The following is a 12,104-nucleotide window of genomic DNA, read 5'->3' as shown; positions in this document are numbered from 1 at the left end:
CTGCGGCACGACGCCGGCGCCCCTCGGGTGCCGGCGTCGTGCCGCGTAGGATGCCGGGTATGGACGACTCAGCCTTCCGTGACTACTGCCTCGGGTTGCCGGGTGCCTTCGAGGACCACCCGTTCGGTCCCGGTGCGACCGTTTTCAAGGTGGCAGGATCGCCTGAAGGACGGGTGAAGATGTTCGCCCTGCTCTGGGACGGATCGGACCCGGCGCGGGCGAACCTGAAATGCGAGCCGATCCTGGCCGACCAGCTGCGTGCTGCGCACCCGGAAATCACTCCCGGATACCATATGAGCAAAAAACACTGGAACACCGTGGCCTGCGCCGGATCCCTTGACGATGCCACGGTGCGCGACCTGATCGAGGACTCCTACGACCTGGTCGTTGAATCACTGCCGAAGGCCGAGCGCGAACGTCTGGGGTGGAAGGGGCTGACTCGGGGATAGGCTGGTCGCATGATTTTCATTGTCGTGAAATACAAGGTCAAGCCCGAATTCGTCGACTCGTTCCTCGAGATCACCCGACCCTTCACCGAGGCCACGCGCGCCGAGGAAGGCAACCTCTGGTTCGAGTGGTCGCGCAGCGTTGAAACGGAAAACGAGTTCGTACTCGTCGAGGCTTTCCAGGACGGGGCCGGTGAGGCCCACGTCCGCAGCCAGCACTTCGCCGACGGTCTGGAGGCCATGCGGCCGACCTTGGCCGAGACCCCGCAGATCGTCAGCCGTCAGGTCGAAGGCGAAGGCTGGGAGCAGATGGGCGAACTCCAGGTCGACGCCTGAAGCACGCACCCTACGAGGTGCCCGGATTTAAACCGATTCGCCCGTCGAGACCTCAACGTCGAAACCGACAGGGGTTCCCTGTTCAACGGTGCGTGAGACCGTGCAGTGCTTATCGTGGGAGAGCTTGACGAGGCGTTCGACCATGCTGGCCGCCTTCTGGCCGGCGGCGTCATCGCCGAAGGCCAGCTTGAAAGCCAGATTCAGGTTCTCCATCCGGCTGGCACCGCCCTCGTCGGCGACCTTGTCGCCCGAGGCGGCGACCTCAAATCTGGTCGGTTCAGCGCTGCGTGAGGTGGCGACGTCCACGTCGATGGCGGAGCAGCCGGCGATGGCTGCCAAGAGGAGTTCCACGGGGGAGAGCAATCCCTCTCCCTGGCCGAATTCGACCTCGGCTCCTGCCGCATTCCGTGCGGTGTAGTGGCCCGTTTTATTACGGGATAACTCGATGGAACGGGTGTTGGAATCCTGGGTTTCACTCATGCAACCATCATGCCATCGGCGGGTGGGTCCCGACGGCGGCGGGATACGCTGGCGCTGTCGTCGTCTTCTAGGAGGAACCCCATGAATCGCCCGCACTCGGTCGCCGGGATGTTCGTTGCCACCCTTGTGCTGTGGTTGGTATCCATCGGCTGTGGAATTGCCGCCGGACTCACGCTGAACTGGAGCGCAGATCAGGGGCAGCAAATGCAGCCGCTGGTCATCATCGGGGCTGTGGCCGCGGCGGGGTCGGCCATTTTTGCCTTGTGGACCGGCTGGCGGGCTGGTCGGGCGCTGGATTATCTGGTGGCCAACGCCCGATAGGGCGTTGGCCACCGCATCATCCCATCGCCCAGGGTCAACCCTGTGCCGGGGAGGTCTCCGCAACCGAGGTGCGTCTCATCCGCCTGCCGTTGATCAGGCCGATGGACACCGAGGCGACCAGCAGGACGCCCATGCCGATCAGCAAAGGGTAGGGCCCAAACTGGTAGATCAGGGGCATTGCGGCTGCGGTGATCAGGCCGCCGCCAAAGAACGGTTCAAAGACCAATTGCTTATATCCGAAGGCCTCGTAGGCGGGGCTCTTTCCCTCGGGGTCGGCGATCCGCATGAGAATCAGGCCCGTCGCCGTGACACCCATGGACTGCCCGAAGTCGCCGATCCCGCGTTCAAACCAGTACTTCGGGATGTAGCGCCGAGCCAGGAAGAATAGTACGACGACGTTCCACACGATGCCCACACCGGCCAGGAGCAGGAAGGGGCCAATGTTGGCGGCGATCGCCTTCAACGACAAGGATGCCAGGGCGCTGACGATGAGCAGGTCCAGGGCCAGGCCTTGGATGCGCATCATGGAGCCACGGTCGATGAGATGGAGCTTCCCGGTCTTGTCCAGCACGAGCTGGATGATGACCCCACCGAGCATCGCCAACGGGAAGAGTGGAACGTATTCGAACACCTTGACGGAGTCGGCCCAGGTGACGCTCTCGACCCACTGAAGCGCTGAGAGCAGTAGCTGGCCGACGAGGATGGCCAGCGCGATGAACGCCACATGCAAGGTCATGCTTTCCACCGAGGAGGAACGCACGGTCAATTGGCCAGCCGAGGGCTGATTGTCCTTGGAGTAGAGGCCCTTGAGCTCGTCGTCCGGAAGTTTGGTCGAAGCGGAGATGACCTCGGTCCTGCCCGTGCGTACCGCCCAGTTGATGGCAGCAATACCGATGACGATGCCGCTGACAATCCCGATGGTGGCCATGCCCAGTGCCAGATCCGGGCCTTCGGTAAAGCCCAGTTCGTTCATGACGGGGGCCATGCCAGCTGCCGTGCCGTGGCCGCCCTCGAAGCCGATCTCGATTAGCGCCCCGGCCATGGGGGTCATCCCGAAGATGGGGACCAAGACCAGGACGGCCAAGGCCAGGCCGAAGACGTATTGCCCGGAAGCGAAGGTGACCCCGAGGCTCAGCTGCGGCCCCAGGAGTCGTGCCGCCCGTTTGGGTGAGGGGATCGATTCACCCATGAACAGCGCCGCGAAAACCACGCTGATGAGCAGGCCGGGCAAGGTGCCCCAGACTTCAAGGATCTGGGTTCCGAAGAGGCCACCTTCGGCGAACCTGTCGGTACCGGCTAGTGATGCCAGATTGCCGAACACGTAGGGGCCCAGCAGCAACGCCAGGAATCCTCCGAGGATCGAGGCCGGCAGGAACAACTTTTGTGCGATCTTGCTACGTACCCGGATCAGCTTGCCGAGAAGGACGATGAGTCCCAACAGGACAAGAGCCAGGCCCACGACGTCTGCCGACATGGTTCTCCGATTCTTGGTGGGCGGACGCTGTCACAGCAGCGGCGCGGTGGTCGATCGGCAATTATTGCGTGATGCAGGCCTCGCGGTCCACTTGAATGGTCGGCCCTGAGAGCTGGTTCCGCGCCGCTGCGTGACATATAGCCGCAATGCGTGAACAAGATCACAGGATTTTCGTTGAATCTGAGTGAATTCTGTGCATGGCTCGTGGACTCTTGGTTGGATCGCAGCGGGGGAATGACTTACTTCTGGTGGATCTGCACGCGGTGCCCGTCGGGGCCCTCGACGAAAGCGAAAGAGCCCCACGACTGGATATCGGGGTCGGTAACCGTGGCACCACGCTCGCGGAGCCAGGCGACGGTCGCCTCGATGTCGTCGCATGCATACGTCAGGTAGGCGCCCTCTCCGACCTGTTTGCTGGCCTGACCAGCGTCGAGCAGTGCCATCGTGGTCGCTCCCTCCGCTGGCGCCAGCTCAAGCCAGCGGGCGCCGTGGCCCATGTCCTGATCGGTGACGACCGAGAACCCCAGCAGGTCGCGGTAGAACCTCAGGGATGCTTCTTGATCCGAGACGTACAACATGGCGGTGCCGATGTGGGTGATCATGCGGTCACGGTACTCGGAAGGGGTCTGCCGGCCAATAGGTCGGGAGGGTCCCGCTAGAGTCACGGGATGCGATTTTCTGCTTTCGACTGGTATGTCGAGCACGTCTTGGGTCCACGGACAGACCTTGCTTCCGTTGAGCCGGAGGAACAAAACGGCGACTACGAATCAGGCCTCGTGGTGCTTTCCGGGCAGCGCTGGCGGTTGCGTGCCGCACGGCTCACCCCGACGAAGCCGGGAGCCTTCGTGGCCGTATGGCGTCGATCCGCGCAGGGCGAGACCGAGCCCTTTCCGGCAGATGATGCGGTAGCGGGGCTCGCAGTGTTCGTCTTGGGGGAGGACCAGCGCCGTGGAGTCTTCTGGTTCACCGCCGAACACTTGCGCGAGCTGGGCATCACCAGTTCGGGTAGACACCCCGGCAAACGCGGGTTCCGTGTCTATCCTGCCTGGTGCACCGGCCTGAATCGGCAGGCGTCGAGAACCCAGGCTGCGCAGTCCGCCGCGTTTGTCCAACTCTGGCCAGCTTCGGGGCCCTGACCCCTGTCCGGGCGGAAATTGCGACAGAATGGCAGCATGGACGCCAACGCATCGGAAACCGCTCCGGCCCAGGGATCCCTCAAGCGCAGCCTGACGCTGGGCCAACTGGTCTTCTACGGTCTGGTCTTCATCGGCCCGGCGGCTGCCGTCGGGATTTATGGCACCCTCGACGCCAAGTCCGGGGGAGCTGTGGCGTCGGTCTACGTCATCGCTACCCTGGTCATGGCCTTTACCGCCTCCAGCTACATGCGCATGTCCCGGGAGATTCCCCGGGCCGGCTCCGTCTTCGCTTATGCCGGGGCGGGGATCGGGCCCCGCGCCGGGTATGTCTCGGGGTGGATGATCCTGCTGGACTACCTGCTCATCCCCTCGGTCGCCTACATGTTCACCGGCATCGCACTGAACTCGTTGTTCCCGTCCGTGCCCATCTGGGTTTTCGTGGCCGTCGCCGTGGTGGGGACCACGGCGCTGAACCTCGCCGGGGTACGGGTCGCCTCCAAGGTGATCACCGCCGTCGTCCTCCTGGAGGTCCTGGTCCTGCTCATCGTGTTGGTCTGCGGAGCCTACGTGTTGGCGACGGCCGGCCCGGAGCGGCCCTGGTTCAGCCCGTTCACCGGGATCGGAGGGTTCTCGCTGGTGGCTGTCCTGGCTGCCGTCTCCGTCGCTGTGCTTTCCTTCCTGGGGTTCGACGCATTGGCCACCTTCGCCGAAGAGACCAAGGGCACCGTCCGGCTCGTTGGCCGGGCGACGCTGATCTGCCTGGTGGTCGCTGGACTGCTCTTCGTGGCCCAAACCTATGTCGGAGCCTTGCTCTCCAGCACGACACCGGCGCAGCTGGCCGCTGACCCGAGCCTGGAAGGTGCTGCCTACTATGTGGCTGTCGAGGAGAGTATCGGTGAATGGCTGCACTGGCTGCTGGCCCTGTCCAAGGCGGCGGGCGCGGCCTTCGCTGCGATGGTCGGGCAAGGCGCCGGTAGCCGAATCATCATGGACATGGCCCGGGAGCGGCGTCTACCCCACGCCCTGGCGCGTGTCTCGGAGCGGACCGGGGTGCCGGTACGAAGCATCCTGATCACCGCAGCCGGGAACATTGTCGTCGCCGTCTGGGCGGCCACCCGGGCCGATGGGCTCGATATTCTCAGCTCCATTGTGAACGTCGGGGCGCTGACGGCGTTCATCCTGCTGCACGTCTCGGTCATCGGCTACTACCTGGTCCGCCAAAAGGCCGCCGTGCGCGGGACCTGGTTCATGCATGGGGTCATTCCCGCCGTTGGGGCCGTGCTGCTGGTCATTGTCCTGGCTTCGGCCACCCATCTGGCGCTGGTGATCGGTCTGGTGTGGTTCGTGATCGGCCTGCTGGTTGCCCTGATCTCCCACCGGCGACCGGCCGTCTCCTGACTGAAGCTGTCCCCATCTCGCTGAACGAGCCCTTGAAGCCGGCTACTTCTTGCTCCCCCGGTCCTGACCTCGCTGGAATGCACTGGTAATGAAGCGGGCCAAGCGTCGGAGAGGGCCCTGGCTACTGTTCGAGTCCTGCAACGTGGGTTCTGGCTTGGGCTCTGCCCTGACGGGCCCGACAACCCGAGTGCTTGGTGGACGTGTGCGCTGCGTGGACGGGGACTTGCGACCAACAAGTTCCATAAATTGTTGCTCGGTGAGGACCTGAATCTCCTGTCCCAGCTCGATGTAACGTGCTGCCTTTCGTTCTTTTGTTGTTCCGTTGGCCAAATCGACGATTGCGCCTGCCGAGGATCCGCCGACGACGAGGTATCTCGTCTTCTTCGTCACGCCCTGCCCATTCGTGCCCCCATGATGGGCGACCAACCCCATGGCGTCCCAACGATCACACGTTTGGAGCTCGCCGGTGAATATGACCTGATGCCCGTGGAATGGGTGGTCGGGTGAAGCTGCGGGGTTCGGCTGAGGCAACTCGTCGATGCGAGACCGCTTGTCCTTGGACCAGTAATCGGAAGTTCGAACAGGTGACTTCTTGGGTGGGAACCATAGCTCAGGCACGTTTCGGGCCCCTTCCCGTTCGGCCAACGAAAGGACTATCTGCGCACAGGCCGTCGCATCGGCTCCAGCTCGGTGGTGATCGAAGGGATCCAGGCCGAGTTCTGCGGCGACGGTGGAGAGCTTGTATCCGTCGAGCGCTAGGAGGCGACGTGAGAGAGCAAGTGCGCAGTGAAATTCGTTAGCCGGGGCCTCCAAGCCCGAAAACTGGCTGGCTTGAAGGATTGCGCTGCGGTCAAAAGGCGCGTTGTAGGCGACCAATGGAAAATCCTCAGCGAGAGAGGTGATGGCTTGCAATGAAGTCGCCCAAGAATCCGCGGACCGGACCATCTCAGCAGTGATGCCGTGGATAGCCACGTTTCGCGGACTAAACGCACCTAAACCCGTTGCGGGCTTAACGCGCCATTCAACGGTCTGGACGATCCGCCCATTTCGGACTGCCGTGACGCCGACCGCGCACACAGAACCCCGATTCCCGTTGGCGGTTTCGACGTCGACTGCGGTGAAATTCATTCCATTCATGATGTGTCCCCCATATAGCCCTCGCCGGTCTCTGCCAACGGGGTCGATTTCCTGGTGCAACAATATATGCGTACTGCGACACTTCGCGGGTGTTCTGAATACTCCGGAGGCCATTTCGTTGTTGCCCGCGCACGGCGGAAGATCAGCGTCGCGGAGTAGTCTCGGGGCATGGACCTGTTGGCACCGTTGAGAACCCGCCTGCGGATGACCTTCGCCGGCCAAAGCGAAAGTGTTCCCGCTTGGGAAGACGCGTTGGAGAACGGTGAGGATGCCGGATATTTCGACGTCGGTTCCGCCGTCTGGCAGGTCAACGGGGGAACGACGCCGATTGCCGCCGGAATCCGTGCCCTCCTGATCCAGGCCCTGCATCCCGGCGCGCTCGCCGGCGTCGCCGAGCATTCGAATTACCGCGAGGATCCGTTGGGCCGCCTCGCGGGAACCATCCGCTGGATCTTCACACTCACCTACGGAGATACGGTCGCCGCCCACGAAGCCTGCCGGTATGTGCGCAAGCTCCACGTTCCGGTCCGCGGAGAATATGTGGACGCGCTGGGTACCGACCGTCGCTACTCGGCGAACGACCCCGGCCTCTCCGAATGGGTCCACCTGGCTTTCACCGAGGCGTTCCTGCGCTCCTACGAAATCTTCCGCGGCCCCGTCCCCGCACGGCTCGGCGGGGCTGACGGCTATGTCGGTCAATGGGCAAAGGCCGGCGAGCTCATGGGGGTCATCAACCCGCCGCGCACCGATGCCGCGCTGCGGGAGCGCCTGCAGGCATACGACGACGAAGGCCTGTTGGCCGGAGGGCCCCGCGTGGACGAGGTGGTCTCCTTCCTGAAGAATCCTCCACTGGATCCGATGCTGCTGCCGGGCTACCGCCTGCTTTTCGCCACCGTCGTCGATTCCCTCCCCGACCGTTACCGCGACCTGCTCGGACTGCAGGCCCCCGTGGTGAAGCTGCCCGGCGGGCGGCAGCTCCACGTGCCGGTACGCCCAGCGGCGAAGGCGTCGTTGGCCGTCATCGGTGCCGCCTTGGGTAAACAGGGGCCCAGCGAGCTGGCGGCCCTGCGCCGGCTCGCCCGGATCGGCCGCCCCGGGGACCTCACCTATGCCGACTACGGGTTGACCGAGCAGGGCCACGCCCCGGCGGGATACCGCACCGTCAGGCGGCGGTTGCGCGTCGGGAACGGCGAGGCCGCCTACCGGCGGCTGGCCGACGGGATCCTGGATTGGGACCTGCATCGCGGGGCGGGGCTGACCGTACCGAAAGACACTCCGCGGGCGACCCCGGGGGTCAGGGTCGTCTCCGGCATGGGGATCGGACCGCTCCGGGTGCCGGCTCCCTGCCGGGTGCTCTGGAGCAGCGAACCCGATAGCGCAACGACCCCGGACGCGGGGGAGCGCAGGGCCGGCTTCGGCTACGGGACCCTGAAGGGCCACCCCGTCGCGGGGGAGGAGTCGTTCACCGCGGTTCTCGACCGCGAGGGCACCGTCTGGTTCGAGGTCCTGGCCTATTCGAGGCCGGCCAACTGGCTGATGCGCGCCGCAACGCCGGTGACGCAACGAACCCAGGAACTGGTCACCCGCGCCTACTTCAGAGCGGCACGGGAACTGGCCACCTCCAGTCGCACCTGAGCTTGGAGCGCGCTCGTACCAACAGGATGCTCAGGAGCGGGGCACTCGGCGCCGTAGAGGACTGTTGACCACGCGGCGGGAAGACCTGGACACCGGGGGACTCGAAATGACGATCTGGGATCCCTGGTCGCTGCGCCCGGTCCTGGCGATCAGCTCCGGCAGGGTGGGCGCTTCAGCGCCGTCGACTTCGTCCCGGAGCTGAGGCAACGGTGGTGACTGTGGCCTGCCCACCCCCTGGCGTCCCAGCGCCAACGAGATGAGCAGGGCGAGTGCTCCCGCCACCGCCAGCACGCCCGCCCAGAGCCCGGTGCTTTGGAACGCGCCGGAAAGTAGCAGCAGGGCCGGGATAGTGGCGGAGAGATGGGCGATGATCACGGTGAACCAGCCGGTGGCTGCCGTCAGTGATTCCATGCCCAGGGCGAGCACCAGGTAGAACATGAGCCAGAGGATCGCCCACAACAGCCAGATCACCCCGAAGACCGGGTCCCCGACCAAGGTGAACTGCAGATAGGACATCACGACGGCGACTCCGGAGACGAACAGCGAAAACCAGCCGACCCCTTCGCCATCGAGCCCGAAGGTGATGTTGAAGGCGATGTAGAGGTAGGTGAACCCGAACAGGTACAGGCCCGAGGCGGAAAGCGTCATGGCCGGGTCGCCGCCGGACTGGGCGATGATGATGGTGGGGAAGATGACCTGCATGGCCCCGACGAAGTAGTTCATCGGGGCGGCAGCGCGTCCGGGGACGAAACCCAGCAGCATCAGGCCGTTGATGAAGAGCACGGCGCCGACATACAGCAGTCCTACGTTTCCCATGGGGAGCTCCTTGTGAAGTCGTGTTGACCGGTGGAGGTCCCCGAAAGGTGGGCCAGCATTTGGTGGCGCACGCGAGGGTGGTCGATGAGGCCCATCATAGTCGTGAAACAGGGCCCGACCAACGCGAAGCCGGTATCGCTGAAGGATAAAAATGTCTTTCCTGTATGGCAAGACAAATGTAGTCTGGCCGCATGGATTCCGATGACACCCCCAATGCGGCCCAGGCCGGGGAGTCGCTTGAAGCCCTCGGCGCCGTCGGTGAACTGAATGCCGAACGCCTGCAACGCCCACCACGCTATTGGTTCCTGGTGGGCTTCATCCTTGCCGTCCTGGCACTGGTGCCACTGGTCACCGATCTGCTGTCGATGCCGGCGGCCCTGCTGGTGCTGCCGGGAGCGATCGTGGTGGTCTTCCTCTTCGCCTCGTGGAAGCAGCCCAGTGCGGTGCGCCATATCCGCCTGCACGGTTCCATGTGGTTGCCCTTTCTGGGCGGCGTGCTGGTGGTGGGGTTCATCGGAGGAATCAACTCCGCCCTCTACGACACCCATGGTTGGTGGTGGATTCCGGTCATTGCCGCCGTGGTGTTGTTCTCGCTGGGCACGATCGGCGGACCGGCGCTTGACCGGTATTGGGTCCGTCGCGTCCGGAACCCACGGGACTGAGCCGTCATGAGCCAGGACGGGTTCGACCCGGTGATCCACCCCCTTCCACGGCTGCGGATCTGTGCCCTGCTGGAGCCGGTCCGTGGCGAAACCTTCGGGAGGGTCCGTGGCCTGCTGGGGTTCACCGACGCGACGTTGAGCAAGCACGTCCGGGTGCTGATCGATGCCGGCTATCTCGAGCCGACGAACGCGGGGAGAGCGGGGCGCCGTCCCGTCACCTTGCGCCTGACCCGCGCGGGCCGGGTGTCCTTCCATCGCCATATCGATGCACTGAACCAGCTGACCGGAACCACGAAGGAGCCCCACCCATGACAGAAACCACCACAGCCACCCCTGCCCGTCGCACCCCTGCCGGATTACTCGCTCGTGCCGGCGCCAGCGGAGCCGCTGTCGCGCTCTGGTATGCGCTGCCCGACTATATGCACCGTCGCAGCTCGCGTGTTCTGGCCAAGCTGGCGATCCTCGCGGCGGCGGGCGCCTTCTTCGCCCGCCGACAGGATCCGGATTCACTGCCGACTGCGCCGTTGGCAGAGGGAACGACGCCGGGGCGCGGCTCGGGGCATCTGGATGCCGCCGGCCAGGGGCACTCCGCCGACACAACGGCAGGAACCAGGGCCCGCCTCAAGAACCTGGACCCCGGGCTGCTGATCGGACTGGGTGCCACGATCCTGATAGTGGGCATCGGTGCGAACATCGCCACCGAACGCCGGATCCACCGGTTCGGCGAACGCCTCAAGGCCAATGGGTCCAGCCGCCCCCATACGGCCATCGGTTTGATAGCCGGGAGTCTGGCCGCCCTGGCGAGCCTGGATGAACTCCCGTCTCCACGGGAATGAGGAAAGTGATGATCTCACTCTTCTAGGATCATCACTTTCCATAACGGGGCCTAGTGCCAGCTTGCGGTGTCGGGGTCGATGCCGTGGTTGCGGGCGTTGGCGTCGATGCTTTGACGGAACCACTCTGCAAGGCCGGTACGGACGCCGTCGTAGTGAGCAGTGAACGCCGGATCAGACTCATACATACGACCGAGACAGACCTGCATCTGTCGGGTGAGGGAAAAGTATGAGGCCGTGAACACTGCGCGGTGACGTTCCACGAGTAGCTGTGCTTCCGGGCTGCCAGGTGTGAAACCGGCCTGCATGGACTCCCCGAGGGAACGGTCGAGGTCGGCCATGGTATCGGCGATGGATTGCCATTCCGCCGGACTACGGGTGGCTGATTGCTCGGCATACTGCTGCCATTGGGGCGTGCCTTCGTAGCGTTGGCGGGCTTGGGCCGACCAGTCAGGGTTCCACCGTGGGCCGAAGATGGCCGTCTGTTCCTGGACGGTCAGCAGCAGGCCGTGCTCATGGGCGTCGATCATTCGATCCAGTCCGGCATCGAGCTGCTGGAGATGCTCGATCCTGTCGGCGACGTGCTGGCGTTGGGTGCGCAGGGCGGCCGGTACGTCCGTCGCTGAGTCGTCGAGGATGGCACGGATTCTTTCCAATCCGAGGCCGAGCTCGCGGTAGACGACGATTCTGTGGAGGCGTTCCAAATCAGCGGCGGTGTAGAGCCGGTATCCGGTAGGCGTGCTCAGCGAGGAGCGCGCCAGGCCAATCTCATCCCAGTGGTGTAGCGCGCGGATGGTTACGCCCAGTCGCGTCGCGGCCTGACCGACGGTCAGACCATCGGCAGAAGTTGCCTCAGGCATGCTCCTGATTCTCCCCTGGACGGCCCTCCGAAGGGGTGATCCCGATATCTTCAAGATTCCGCGCCTCTTGGCTGGCCGGGTCAAAGGGCTTGGCCGCGGTGAAGACGACCCGGGCGTTCTCTGGGGTGATCACCTCGACATCACGAGTGTTCCACGGGGTATCTCGGGGTCCCGCGACCGAGCCAGGGCGCAAGGCGCGGCAGGCTTCAACCAAGGCATCGATCTGGCTCAGGACGCCCGCGAAACTGAAGCCGATGGCCGGGGGCTGGTCTGGAATGCTTCGCGCCTGGACGAGAAGCACGTCCTGGAAGGCCCATCGGCGCAGATGTACCAGCGTGCCGGGGATGCTGAAGAGTTCGAAGAACCCGAGTCCACGAATCCAGAAGTCCACGGATTCCTCCAAATCGCAAGACGGAATCGTGACGAAGGCGGGCATCCCATAGATGCCGCGGAAGGGTTCCGGCGGCACCGCATCCAGCGTGGGTACGGGTACGGGGCTGATGTCGAATGCGTTGTAGTAGTCGCTCATGTACCCCAGCCTCCGGCCTCACGCTACGTGAGGGTCAAGCC

Annotated in this window: 16 protein-coding genes; 9 read left to right on the top strand and 7 right to left on the bottom strand. The window is 64.4% G+C overall.

Translation table 11 applies throughout. The features are described from left to right. Nucleotides 1–59: 59 nt before the first annotated feature. Nucleotides 60–449 carry an MmcQ/YjbR family DNA-binding protein gene (locus FM101_RS10395; RefSeq protein WP_086999322.1) on the top strand — a complete coding sequence of 130 codons (390 nt, stop codon included), beginning with the start codon at nt 60–62 and terminating at the stop codon, nt 447–449. 9 nt (nt 450–458) lie between these two features. Beyond that, nucleotides 459–782, top strand: coding sequence for a putative quinol monooxygenase (locus FM101_RS10390; protein ID WP_086999319.1), 324 nt, complete (start codon nt 459–461; stop codon nt 780–782). Between the two features lie 27 nt (nt 783–809). Here FM101_RS10390 and FM101_RS10385 read toward each other — a convergent pair whose 3' ends face one another. Then, a complete protein-coding gene (locus tag FM101_RS10385; RefSeq protein ID WP_086999316.1) occupies nt 810–1,262 on the bottom strand; it encodes an OsmC family protein in 453 nt (150 codons plus the stop codon). An 81-nt stretch (nt 1,263–1,343) separates the two neighbouring features. On the opposite strand from FM101_RS10385, the gene FM101_RS10380 reads away from it, so the two are divergent. Continuing rightward, nucleotides 1,344–1,583, top strand: a complete 240-nt coding sequence (locus tag FM101_RS10380) for a hypothetical protein (protein WP_086999313.1) — start codon at nt 1,344–1,346, stop codon at nt 1,581–1,583. Between the two features lie 34 nt (nt 1,584–1,617). Here FM101_RS10380 and FM101_RS10375 read toward each other — a convergent pair whose 3' ends face one another. Next, nucleotides 1,618–3,057 (bottom strand): sodium/glutamate symporter, encoded by a 1,440-nt coding sequence (locus tag FM101_RS10375; protein ID WP_086999310.1) that lies wholly within the window; start codon nt 3,055–3,057, stop codon nt 1,618–1,620. A gap of 239 nt (nt 3,058–3,296) precedes the next feature. Then, nucleotides 3,297–3,659 (bottom strand): VOC family protein, encoded by a 363-nt coding sequence (locus FM101_RS10370; protein WP_086999307.1) that lies wholly within the window; start codon nt 3,657–3,659, stop codon nt 3,297–3,299. 66 nt (nt 3,660–3,725) lie between these two features. On the opposite strand from FM101_RS10370, the gene FM101_RS10365 reads away from it, so the two are divergent. Beyond that, nucleotides 3,726–4,193: a MepB family protein gene (locus FM101_RS10365; protein ID WP_086999304.1), complete on the top strand. Its 468-nt coding sequence runs from the start codon at nt 3,726–3,728 to the stop codon at nt 4,191–4,193. Between the two features lie 36 nt (nt 4,194–4,229). Further along, nucleotides 4,230–5,591, top strand: a complete 1,362-nt coding sequence (locus FM101_RS10360; protein ID WP_086999301.1) for an APC family permease — start codon at nt 4,230–4,232, stop codon at nt 5,589–5,591. A 42-nt stretch (nt 5,592–5,633) separates the two neighbouring features. On the opposite strand, the gene FM101_RS10355 is transcribed toward FM101_RS10360, so the two are convergent. Then, nucleotides 5,634–6,719: an exonuclease domain-containing protein gene (locus FM101_RS10355; RefSeq protein WP_179204299.1), complete on the bottom strand. Its 1,086-nt coding sequence runs from the start codon at nt 6,717–6,719 to the stop codon at nt 5,634–5,636. Nucleotides 6,720–6,896: 177 nt separating this feature from the next. Between FM101_RS10355 and FM101_RS16125 the strand changes: the two genes are divergently transcribed. Continuing rightward, a complete protein-coding gene (locus tag FM101_RS16125; RefSeq protein ID WP_342744381.1) occupies nt 6,897–8,363 on the top strand; it encodes a DUF1990 family protein in 1,467 nt (488 codons plus the stop codon). Nucleotides 8,364–8,393: 30 nt separating this feature from the next. On the opposite strand, the gene FM101_RS10345 is transcribed toward FM101_RS16125, so the two are convergent. Then, nucleotides 8,394–9,179, bottom strand: a complete 786-nt coding sequence (locus FM101_RS10345) for an AmiS/UreI family transporter (protein WP_086999295.1) — start codon at nt 9,177–9,179, stop codon at nt 8,394–8,396. A gap of 191 nt (nt 9,180–9,370) precedes the next feature. Between FM101_RS10345 and FM101_RS10340 the strand changes: the two genes are divergently transcribed. Genes FM101_RS10340 through FM101_RS10330 form a run of 3 tightly spaced genes read left to right on the top strand, consistent with a single transcriptional unit; the run spans nt 9,371 to nt 10,677 of the window. Further along, on the top strand, nt 9,371–9,841 hold the full coding sequence (locus FM101_RS10340; RefSeq protein ID WP_086999292.1) for a hypothetical protein: 471 nt from the start codon (nt 9,371–9,373) through the stop codon (nt 9,839–9,841). Nucleotides 9,842–9,847: 6 nt separating this feature from the next. Then, nucleotides 9,848–10,153: a transcriptional regulator gene (locus FM101_RS10335; protein ID WP_086999289.1), complete on the top strand. Its 306-nt coding sequence runs from the start codon at nt 9,848–9,850 to the stop codon at nt 10,151–10,153. Continuing rightward, nucleotides 10,150–10,677, top strand: a complete 528-nt coding sequence (locus FM101_RS10330; protein ID WP_086999286.1) for a hypothetical protein — start codon at nt 10,150–10,152, stop codon at nt 10,675–10,677. Before FM101_RS10335 ends, FM101_RS10330 begins: the two co-directional genes overlap by 4 nt. A gap of 50 nt (nt 10,678–10,727) precedes the next feature. On the opposite strand, the gene FM101_RS10325 is transcribed toward FM101_RS10330, so the two are convergent. Together FM101_RS10325 and FM101_RS10320 are read right to left on the bottom strand one after the other, a co-directional pair. Continuing rightward, a complete protein-coding gene (locus FM101_RS10325; protein ID WP_086999283.1) occupies nt 10,728–11,534 on the bottom strand; it encodes a MerR family transcriptional regulator in 807 nt (268 codons plus the stop codon). Then, nucleotides 11,527–12,063: a glycosyltransferase gene (locus tag FM101_RS10320; protein ID WP_086999279.1), complete on the bottom strand. Its 537-nt coding sequence runs from the start codon at nt 12,061–12,063 to the stop codon at nt 11,527–11,529. The genes FM101_RS10325 and FM101_RS10320 overlap by 8 nt, the downstream gene beginning before the upstream one ends. Nucleotides 12,064–12,104: the final 41 nt, after the last annotated feature.

This window comes from Arthrobacter rhombi (genome assembly GCF_900163545.1).
Classification (GTDB): domain Bacteria; phylum Actinomycetota; class Actinomycetes; order Actinomycetales; family Micrococcaceae; genus Arthrobacter_H; species Arthrobacter_H rhombi_A.
This window is presented reverse-complemented; position numbering and strand designations above follow the sequence as displayed.